This is a genomic window from Microbispora sp. CL1-1 (assembly GCF_012034195.1).
Lineage (GTDB): Bacteria > Actinomycetota > Actinomycetes > Streptosporangiales > Streptosporangiaceae > Microbispora.
The window spans coordinates 1-9,757 of sequence record NZ_JAATEK010000031.1 but is presented as its reverse complement, the minus strand read 5'-3'; the positions used below and the strand labels follow the sequence as shown (position 1 = coordinate 9,757).

The window sequence follows — 9,757 nt, the reverse complement described above, 5'->3', positions numbered from 1 at the left end:
GCGTCCAGCAAACGTGATCACGTCCGTGGCCCGGCAGGGCTCCGGCCCGGCGCGCGTCCTGGCACAGTCCCGGCGCAACTCCGGAACGCGTCCGGGCACGGCGCAGGCACGCGGCCGGGCACCGTGCTGCGCACGGCGTTGGGCGCACGGTGTCCGTCAGGCACTGTGTCAGGCACGATGCTGGGCACGATGCTGGGCACGGTGCCGCGCCAGGGCCGGCAGCAGGGTGCCGACCGAGACGGCGACGATGCCCGCGCCGAAGATCTGGAACGTCGCCTCCGCTCCCAGCCGCTGTGCGACGAACCCCGCGGCGACGGCGGGCAACGAGATCGCGGCATAGGCGACGATGTAGAAGGCGGCCATGACCCGAGCCCGGCCGTCCGGCGGCGCGGCGGCACCGACGGTGCGCAGTGCGCCGAACATCGCGAAGCCGACGCCGATGCCGATCACCACGCTGGCCGCGACGAACAACACGGCGCTGTCGGCGGACAGCGACCACGCCATCGACGCGATGCCCCCGATGAGCGCGAGCGTCCCCCAGACGATCTGGACGGCCGGGGGCAGCGCCCGCGCGACCAGGGGCGGCACCGCCGACGCGCCTCCCAGAGCCAGGATGGCCAGACCGGCCGCGAGCGGGCTCGCGGTGTGGAGGAGAGCGGGGGCCAGCGTGCCGGCGAGTCCCAGGTAGATGCCGATGATCGACCAGGCGCAGGTGATCGCGAGGCCCGCGACGACGAACGGCGCGCGGATCTGCCGTGGCACGCCCGGTGTCGCGATCCGGAGCCCGGAGCGTGACACCCGTGGCACGGTCTCGGGGACCGTCGTCATGCCCAGCAGCAGAACGGCGACCAGCACGGCGAGCACGACGAACGGGGTGACCAGCGGTGCCGGCGCGAACTGCAGGAGCACCGCGCCGAGCAGACCGCCGGCCCCGACGCCCAGGGCGCTGGCGACGACGTTGGCGAGACTGGCCGTGGCCGGATCGCGGCCCTGCCGCAACTCCAGCAGGGCGGCGCCGGACGCGCTGATCGCGATGCCGGTGGCCAGCCCCTGCACCGCGCGGGCGGCGAACAGCCAGGCGGCGCCGGACGCGAACCCGAACAGGCCCATCGCGACGAGCAGGCCGGACAGGCCCGTCATGACGACCGGCCTGCGGCCCCAGGTGTCGGAGACCCGGCCGAAGACCAGCAACGAGGCCAGCACCCCCAGGCAGTACGTGGCGTAGATCAAGGTCACGGTGGAGGTCGGCAGATGCCATCGGACCGCGTACAGCCTGTACAGCGGAGACGGCACGGCCGACGCGGCGAGGCAGAGCCCGATGACCCCCGCCGTCAGCGCGAACGCGGGCCCGGACGCCTGCCGTCTCGCCGACGGACCAGCCGACGCGGCAGCCGTCGAAGCAGGCGACATAGTGGGCGACGTAGTGGGCGACGCGGCAGCCGACGGATCAGGCGACGAAGCAGTGGAAGTCGCGTTGTTCACGCCTATCAGGTTCGCCGGGGCGCCGCGCGCGGACGAGTGGCAGAACTGCCGCCATCCATCAAAATCCTGCCGTTATGGTGATCGCATGAGAGCCGTTCCCGGCATCGTGGCCCTCGCCGTCATTGCGGACATGCCGATGTTCGAGCTGTCCATCGCCTGTGAGATCTTCGGAACCGACCGCCGCGAGCTCACCGATCCCTGGTATGAACTGCGGCTGTGCGCCGCCCGGCCCGGGACGACGCGTACGCAGAACGGGTTCGCGCTGCACACGCCCTACGACTTCCACACTCTCACCACGGCCGACACCGTGGTGGTCCCCGCGATTTCGGCCGACGCCGTGCTCGCGGGCGACGTGGGCCGCATGGGCGGCACGGGCGGCACGCGCAACGCGGACGACACGGGCGGCGCGGCCGGCATCACCGAATCGGGACTGCCGGAAGCCCTACGTGAAGCGCACGCGAACGGCGCCCGGATCGTCTCACTCTGCACGGGCGCCTTCGTCCTGGCCGCAGCGGGGCTCCTCGACGGGCGGCGGGCCACCACACACTGGATGTACACCGGCATCCTCAGCGCGCGTCATCCCCGCGTCCGGGTCGATCCCGCCGTCCTCTACGTGGACGAGGGCGACGTGCTCACCAGCGCGGGACGCACCGCCGGGATCGACCTGTGCCTGCATCTCGTCCGGACCGACCTCGGCGCCGAGGTCGCCAACCAGGTCGCCCGGCGCATGGTCACGCCCGCGCATCGGCCCGGCGGGCAGGCGCAGTACATCGAGGCTCCGGTGCCGCGTTCCGGTGACGACGGGCTGGCCCCCGTCCTTCAGTGGGCGCTGGAGCGCCTGCATGAGCAGCTCACCGTCGCGCAGATGGCCGCGTGGGCATCGGTCAGCGCGCGCACGCTGGTGCGGCGGTTCCATGCGGCCACCGGCACGACCCCGCTGCGATGGCTGCACGCCCAGCGCCTCGCGCGGGCCCGGCACCTCCTGGAGACGACCGATCTGCCGATCGAGCGGATCAGCCGGATGTGCGGCATGGGCACGGCCGGGAACCTGCGGCACCATTTCGTCAGGTCGGTCGGCGTGACCCCGGCCGACTACCGCCGGACGTTCCAGAGCGGGCGGGCGGTGTCCACGAGCGCGCCCGCCCGGATTCCCTACAGCTCGACGGGGCCGTAGATGGCGGCGGGGGCGCGGCGGGTCATGGCCCAGTAGCGGTCGCCGTACGACCAATGCCACCACTCGGTGGGGTAGTTGACCAGCCCGGCCGCCTCCAGGGCGGCGCCCAGGACGTCGCGGTTGTGCCGCGCCTCGGCTCCCACGGGGGCGGCGGTGTAGCACGCGCCGCCGCTCTGCTCGGGGGTGGCGTTGACCGCCGTGCCCATGTCGAGCTCCACTCCGTCGTCGTCACAGAGCGTGAGGTCGACGGCCGCGCCCGCGGTGTGCGGAGCCACCTCGATCGGCGAGACGTACCGGCTCGCGGCGACGTGCAGCTCCGCCTCCGTCAGCCGGGGGTACGCCGCCCGCAGTTCGTCCTTGTACTCCTCGAAATACTTCGTCTGCAGCGACGGCGGGCGATAGCCCTCGACCACCACCAGATGGCACCCGGCGGGCAGGAGGTCCTGGGCCTCCTCCAGACGGGCGAGCAGGCCCTCGCGCAGATGGGCGTAGGCCCCGGCGGGGTCGGCGAGCCGCTCGTCCACCCGCAGCCGCCCTCGCACGTCGCTCAGTTTCTCCCCGCATTCGTGCACCTCGATCGAGGTCACGCGGGGGTCGGAGATGAGCACCGGACCCTCGTCGAGGGCGGGCACGGCGGAGCGATCACGCGAGAAGTCGGACATGGGCATCAACCTACCGTCAGACGGTGTCCGAAAAGACCTCTTCACGTGCTCGGTCCAATGCCGCGACGATCGCACCCATGAGAACGGGATTGCCCTCCACTCCGGTCGCCACCACCGTGGGACGGCTCGGACACACCCGCGCCACCGCCTCCTCGACGCGCTCCGCGAGATGACCGCCGCCGGCCCTGCCCACGTCGCCGCCGAGCACGACGAGCCCCGGGTCGAGGACCACGGACACCGCCGCGACCCCGACCGCGAGCCGTCCCGCCAGGTCTTCGACGAAGTCGTCGTTGCCTGTGTCGATGGCCGTACGGACCAGGTCGGCGACCTCCGCGTCCCGCGTGTCCGGGGTGGTGAGGCCGTGCGCGCGGGCCAGGTTCCACAGCGCCTCTCCTCCGACGAGGCGCTGGAAGGAACCGGTCTGCGGCGCGGTGACCGCGCTGGGCAGGGGTTCGCCCGGGACGGGCAGCCAGCCGATCTCGCCCGCGCCGCCCGTGATGCCCCGGTGCAGCCGGTTGCCGAGCATGACGCCGAGGCCCTGGCCGACGCCGGTCCAGAGGATCACGAAGTCGTCGGCGTCCCGCGCGGCGCCGTACGCCTGCTCCGCGAGCGCCGCGAGGTTGACGTCGTTCTCGATGATCACGCTTTCGCCGAGCAGCGTGCGCAGCCCGGCGAGGATGCCGACGTGCCAGGCGGGCAGGTCGACCGAGTAGCGCACGTCGCCGGTGAGCGGGTCGACCACGCCGCGCGTGCCGATGACGAAGCAGCGCAGCCGGGTGAGCCCGATCCCGGCCGTCCCGCAGGCCCGCTGGACGGCCTCGTGGACCAGGCCCACGGGGTCGCCGGCCTCGCTCGGGTCGACGGTCACCTGGGCGACGACCGTGCCGGTGATGTCCGCGACGGCGGCCGTGACGCTGCCGGGCAGCACCTCCAGCCCCGCGACGTACGCGCTGGAGGGGTTGACGCCGTAGAGGGCGGCGTTGGGGCCGCGCCCGCCGGGACGCTCCCCCGCGGCCGTTACCAGGCCGCGCGTCTCCAGACGGGCCAGGAGCTGGCCGGATGTGACCTTGGACAGCCCGGTAAGCTCTCCCAACTCGGCCCTGGTCAGCGGGCCTCTGGAGATGAGGAGTTCCAATGCCGCGCGGTCGTTGATCTGCCGGAGCAGGCGAGGCGTACCCGGTCGTTGAGGCACCGGCTGGTTCCCCTCTCGTCACGATCCGCTAACGCGGTCTTTTTTATAAGAAAGTTTCTTGTTAGTTTATCGCCAGCCAGCCCGGAGGCAACCGATCAGCCTCGGGACGCCAGAGCGCCGACCGAAAGGAGAGCGCCTTCCAGCAGGTGAGCGGCCCGCCGACACCCCCCACGAGGCGCACCCCCGACGCGAAGCCGGGAAGGGAGAGACCAATCGTGAAGATCGTGAAGCTCGCGGTCGCAACCACCGCGACCGCTGCCCTGGCCCTGGGACTCGCCGCTTGCGGAAGCGACGACTCCGGAAGCACGACCGCCCCGTCGGCCTCCGCCGCCGCGAGCGGTCCGAAGTTCGCCGGCCAGACTCTTACCGTGTGGCGACTCGGTGCCCCCACCGACGTCTTCACCAAGTACATGGACGACCTGAACGCCAAGTTCAAGGAGCAGACGGGCGCCGAGGCGAAGGTCCAGTGGATCCCCTGGCCCGACGCGCAGAAGAAGTGGACCACCGCGCTCGCCGGCGGCGAGGGCCCGGACGTCACCGAGTTCGGCAACGACCAGGTCGCCGCCTGGGTGGCGCAGGACGCGCTCACCGACATCACCGACGCCGTCAAGAACGACCCCGAGCTCCAGCAGATCCCGCAGAACCTGTGGAGCTACGAGACGATCGACGGCAAGATCTACGCCGTGCCGTGGGGCGGCGGCACCCGCGCCGTGCTCTACCGCAAGGACTGGTTCGAGAAGCTCGGCATCGAGGTCCCCAAGACCTGGGACGACCTGGTCGCCGCGGCCAAGACGATCGTGGACAAGCAGGGCAAGGACGTCGACGGCTTCGCCTTCAACGGCGGCTCCGACGCGAACATGTCGCTGTCGCCGTTCGTCTGGTCGGCCGGCGGTGACTTCGCGAAGTTCGAGGGCGGCAAGTGGGTGGGCCAGCTCACCCAGCCGGGCTTCAAGGAGGGCTTCCAGTTCTACACGGACCTGGTCGCCAAGGACGGCGTGTCCGGCAAGGGCCGCCTGACGCAGAACTCCGTCGACATCGCCCAGCGCTTCGCCGCCGGCAAGGTCGGCATGTACGTCACCGGCGGCTGGGACATCGCGGCCATCAAGGAGCAGAGCAAGGGCAAGGTCGACGAGTCGAAGATGGGCTTCTTCTCGCTGCCCGCCAAGGACGGCTCCGGTCCGGCCCCGGCCTTCCAGGGCGGCAACGACATCGCCGTCTGGAAGGACGCCAAGAACCCCGAGCTCGCCCTCGAGTACGTCAAGCTCGCCGCGGGCAAGGAGTTCGGCGTCCGGTACGCCAAGGAGGGCGGCCTGCTCCCGCTCTACCCCGACGCGCTGGAGGAGATGGGCAGCGACCCCGCCCAGAAGCCGTTCACGGACACCTTCAAGGTGGCCAAGGGCTTCCCGGCCAGCCCCAACTGGGCGGAGGCCAACGACACCAAGGCCGTGCTGCAGAACGCGGCGCGTGAGGTGATCGAGGGCAAGAAGAGCGTCGACCAGGCTCTGACGGACGCGAACACCGAGCTTGAGACGATTCTCAACCAGTAGATCATGACTCAGATGTCAACCCTCGCCCGGGGCGGAGCCGACACCTCCGCCCCGTCGCGGCGCAGTCGCAAGGGGGCGCGCGGGCCGGGGCTGTCCCCCAAGGCCGTCCCCTACGTCCTGCTTCTGCCCGGTCTTCTGGTCATCGCGGTGCTGCTGCTCTACCCGCTGTACCAGATGGTCGAGATGTCCTTCCACAAGGTCGGACTCCGGCAGATCAAGGCCGTCAACCCCGCGCCCGCCGACTTCGTCGGCTGGGACAACTACACGCAGATCCTCGACTCCGACCTGTTCTGGTCGTCGCTGCGCAACACGGTGGCCTTCGCCGTCGTCACCGTCGCGCTGACGCTCATCCTCGGCACCCTCGTCGGCCTGCTGCTCAACAAGCTCGGCCCGAAGATGTCGACCTTCGTGGTCGTCGGCATCATGGCCGCCTGGGCCACCCCGCCGACCGCGCAGGCGATCGTGTGGAAGTGGCTGTTCGACTCCGACTCGGGCATCGTCAACTGGACGCTGAACCTCCTGCCCGACTGGCTGTCGAACCTGGTGTTCGGCCACGCCGACTGGAGCGGATATCCGTGGTTCAACGACACGCTCACGCTCTACTTCGTGCTGATCGTGGCCGTGGTGTGGGCGTCGTTCCCGTTCATCGCGGTGTCGGTGCTCGCGGGGCTCAAGAGCATCCCCTCGGAGCTGTACGAGGCGGCGAAGATGGACGGCTCGGGCGCGGTCCACACGTTCCGGAGGATCACCCTTCCGCTGCTCAAGCCGGTGTTCTCGGTGCTGGTCGTGCTGTCGATCATCTGGGACTTCAAGGTCTTCACGCAGCTCTACCTGCTGGCCGGCGGCACGGTGAACCGTGACGCGTTCAACCTGTCGCTGTGGAGCTACGCCGAGGCGTTCAGCAGCCCGCCGAAGATGGGCCTGGGCGCCGCCATCGCGGTCGTGCTGACCGTGATCCTGCTGCTGATCACCTTCGTGTACGTGCGTCAGATCGTGAAGACGGAGGACGACATCCGATGAGCCCGCTCGCCCGCAGGAGGCTCGGACAGGCCGCGCTGAACGCGGCCGGGGTCGTGGTGTTCCTCTTCGCCGTCTTCCCCGTCTACTGGATGGTCACGACGGCCTTCAAGCCGAACGACCAGATCTTCACCACGAGCTTCATCCCGTTCCCCAGCCCGCCCTCGATGGACCACGTCTCGCGGGTCTTCACCAAGGGCGTCGCCGGCCACTCCATCTGGCAGTACCTCTTCAACAGCACTCTCGTGGCGCTCAGCGCCGTCGTGATCGGCGCGGTGTTCGCGCTGCTCGCGGCGACCGCAGTGGCGAGGTTCCGCTTCCGGTTCCGCACGTCGTTCCTGATCCTGCTGCTGATCGTGCAGATGGTGCCGGCCGAGGCGCTGCTGATCCCGCTGTTCACCATGGTCAAGCGGCTCGGCCTGTACGACCAGCTGCCCGGCCTGATCATCATCAACGTCGGCCTGACGCTGCCGTTCTCCGTCTGGATGCTGCGCACGTTCGTCGCGGCCGTGCCCAAGGAGCTGGAGGAGGCCGCCTGGATCGACGGCGCCGGCCGCTTCACCACCTTCTGGCGGGTGCTGTTCCCGCTGGTCGCCCCGGGCCTGGTCGCCACCAGCATCTTCGCCTTCATCACCACCTGGAACGAGTTCGTGTTCGCCCTGACCCTCATCGGCGACCAGGGCAAATACACGATGCCGGTCGCGCTGCAGTTCTTCGTCGGTCAGCGGTCGACCGACTGGGGCGGGATCATGGCCGCCTCCACCCTGATGACCATCCCGGTCCTCATCTTCTTCCTGCTGGTCCAGCGGCGGATGGTCTCCGGCCTCGTCGCGGGTGCGGTCAAGGGATAACCCGACCGCCACCGGCACACCCCTCGTACGGCCCCCCTGGTACGGCCACCGGATCCGGTGGCCGTACGGGCCCTGCACGCGCGCCCTCACTCCACCGTCACCTAAGGAGCCGAGACACCATGTCCGCCACCCGCGACCCCCTGCCGGGGGCCGCCGACCTGTCCACGCGCACCGGCGACCCGGGCCTGCACCGGCTCGCGGCGGGCGCACTGCTGATCTCGTTCCAGGGGACGACCGCGCCGGACTGGGTCCTGCGCGGCCTGGAGGACGGTCTGGGCGGCGTCTGCCTCTTCGGGTTCAACGTCGCGGACGGCGAGCAGATCGCGGCGCTCACCGCCCGTCTCAACGAGGCGGGCCGCCCGGTCGTCTCGCTGGACGAGGAGGGCGGGGACGTCACCCGCCTGGCCTACCACACCGGGAGCGTCTACCCGGGCAACGCGGCGCTCGGCGCCGTGGACGACGTGGCCCTGACCGAGCGGGTCTACCACGCGATGGCCGCCGACCTGGCGCGGTGCGGGGTGAACTTCGACATCGGCCCGGTGGCCGACGTCAACACCGCCGACGACAACCCGATCATCGGCACCCGGTCGTTCGGCTCCACGCCGGACCTGGTGGCCCGGCACACGGTCGCCGCCGTACGCGGCCTGCAGTCGGCGGGGATCGCCGCCTGCGTCAAGCACTTCCCCGGCCACGGCGCCACCCTTCAGGACTCCCACCTGGAGATTCCGCTGGTGGACGCGCCGCTCGACGTGCTCAGGGAGCGCGAGCTGGTCCCGTTCGTCGCGGCGATCGAGGCAGGAGCGAAGTCGATCATGACGGCGCACGTGGCGGTTCCCGAGCTGACCGGGGACCTGCCGGCCACGCTCAGCGCGCGGGCGCTGACCTGGCTGCTGCGCCGCGAGCTGGGCTACGACGGCGTCGTGCTCACCGACGCCCTCGACATGCACGCGATCAGCGGGAGCGTGGGGCTCGCGGAGGGCGCGGTGCGGGCCCTGGCCGCGGGCGCCGACCTGCTGTGCCTCGGGCCGCTGCCCACCGCGGAGGACGTACGCGGCATGGTGGACCACATCGTGGACGCCGTCGCCGAGGGCAGGCTCGCCGCCGAGCGGCTGGAGGAGGCCGCCGCCCGGGTGGAGCGGCTGCGCGACTGGTTCGACGGCACGCGGCCGTCCCCGAACGGGTCGTCGGTCAATGGGGAGGCCGCGAACGGCGAGGTCGTCGGCCTGGACGCCGCCCGGCGCGCCGTGTCGCTGACGGGCTCGGCGGGGCCGCTGACCGACCCGTTCGTGGTCGAGATCGACACGCCGCCGACGATCGCGGTGGGCGAGGTGCCCTGGGGCATCGCGCCGTGGCTGCCGGAGGCCGAGATCGTCCGGGTCAAGCCGTCGGAGGCCGACGCCGGAGAGCTGCTCGGCCGGGCCCGGAAGCGTTCGCTGATCGTGGTCGTCAAGGACGCCCACCGCCACCCCGACAGCCGCGAGCTGGTCTCCGCGCTGCTCGCCGCCCGCCCGGACGCCGTCGTGATGGAGATGGGCCTGCCGATCTGGCGGCCCGGCGCCGGGGCCTACATCGCGACGTACGGCGCGGCCCGCGCCAACGCCCGGGCCGCGGTGGAGCTGCTGAGCGGTGACCCCTCGACGGCCGGGCTGTAGAGGGCGGGCTGTAGACAGCAGGATGTAGAGGGCCGTTATGAGGCAGGAGCCGACCGGCCCATCGGCCGGTCGGCTCCTGTTCACTTGTTCACCGCGGCGGCGTCCCCGGTGCCGCATACCGTGACGTCAGCCGCAGCTGATCGCGTTGTATGCGGCCTCGTAGGACGTGGTGACCTGCTC

Annotated in this window: 8 protein-coding genes; 5 read left to right on the top strand and 3 right to left on the bottom strand. The window is 71.0% G+C overall.

The genetic code is table 11. From position 1 onward, the window contains the following. Positions 1 to 168 precede the first annotated feature (168 nt). Positions 169 to 1,410 carry an MFS transporter gene (locus tag HCK04_RS28855; protein WP_142650531.1) on the bottom strand — a complete coding sequence of 414 codons (1,242 nt, stop codon included), beginning with the start codon at positions 1,408 to 1,410 and terminating at the stop codon, positions 169 to 171. A gap of 157 nt (positions 1,411 to 1,567) precedes the next feature. On the opposite strand from HCK04_RS28855, the gene HCK04_RS28850 reads away from it, so the two are divergent. Then, the gene (locus tag HCK04_RS28850; protein ID WP_142650530.1) at positions 1,568 to 2,656 is read left to right on the top strand and encodes a helix-turn-helix domain-containing protein; all 1,089 of its coding nucleotides are present in this window, start codon (positions 1,568 to 1,570) and stop codon (positions 2,654 to 2,656) included. Here the strand turns inward: HCK04_RS28850 and HCK04_RS28845 are convergent. Both HCK04_RS28845 and HCK04_RS28840 read right to left on the bottom strand, forming a co-directional pair. After that, positions 2,635 to 3,318 carry a M15 family metallopeptidase gene (locus HCK04_RS28845; RefSeq protein WP_142650529.1) on the bottom strand — a complete coding sequence of 228 codons (684 nt, stop codon included), beginning with the start codon at positions 3,316 to 3,318 and terminating at the stop codon, positions 2,635 to 2,637. The genes HCK04_RS28850 and HCK04_RS28845 overlap by 22 nt on opposite strands. A gap of 16 nt (positions 3,319 to 3,334) precedes the next feature. Then, positions 3,335 to 4,510, bottom strand: a complete 1,176-nt coding sequence (locus HCK04_RS28840; protein ID WP_142650528.1) for an ROK family protein — start codon at positions 4,508 to 4,510, stop codon at positions 3,335 to 3,337. Between the two features lie 215 nt (positions 4,511 to 4,725). Here HCK04_RS28840 and HCK04_RS28835 point away from each other — a divergent pair, with 215 nt between their 5' ends. The 4 genes from HCK04_RS28835 (at position 4,726) to HCK04_RS28820 (ending at position 9,577) form a co-directional block, all read left to right on the top strand. After that, positions 4,726 to 6,057, top strand: a complete 1,332-nt coding sequence (locus HCK04_RS28835) for a sugar ABC transporter substrate-binding protein (protein WP_142650527.1) — start codon at positions 4,726 to 4,728, stop codon at positions 6,055 to 6,057. A 12-nt stretch (positions 6,058 to 6,069) separates the two neighbouring features. Further along, positions 6,070 to 7,077, top strand: a complete 1,008-nt coding sequence (locus HCK04_RS28830; RefSeq protein ID WP_240971908.1) for a sugar ABC transporter permease — start codon at positions 6,070 to 6,072, stop codon at positions 7,075 to 7,077. Beyond that, positions 7,074 to 7,925 (top strand): carbohydrate ABC transporter permease, encoded by an 852-nt coding sequence (locus tag HCK04_RS28825; protein WP_142650525.1) that lies wholly within the window; start codon positions 7,074 to 7,076, stop codon positions 7,923 to 7,925. The genes HCK04_RS28830 and HCK04_RS28825 overlap by 4 nt, the downstream gene beginning before the upstream one ends. A 119-nt stretch (positions 7,926 to 8,044) precedes the next feature. Then, the gene (locus HCK04_RS28820; protein WP_142650524.1) at positions 8,045 to 9,577 is read left to right on the top strand and encodes a glycoside hydrolase family 3 N-terminal domain-containing protein; all 1,533 of its coding nucleotides are present in this window, start codon (positions 8,045 to 8,047) and stop codon (positions 9,575 to 9,577) included. Positions 9,578 to 9,757 lie beyond the last annotated feature (180 nt).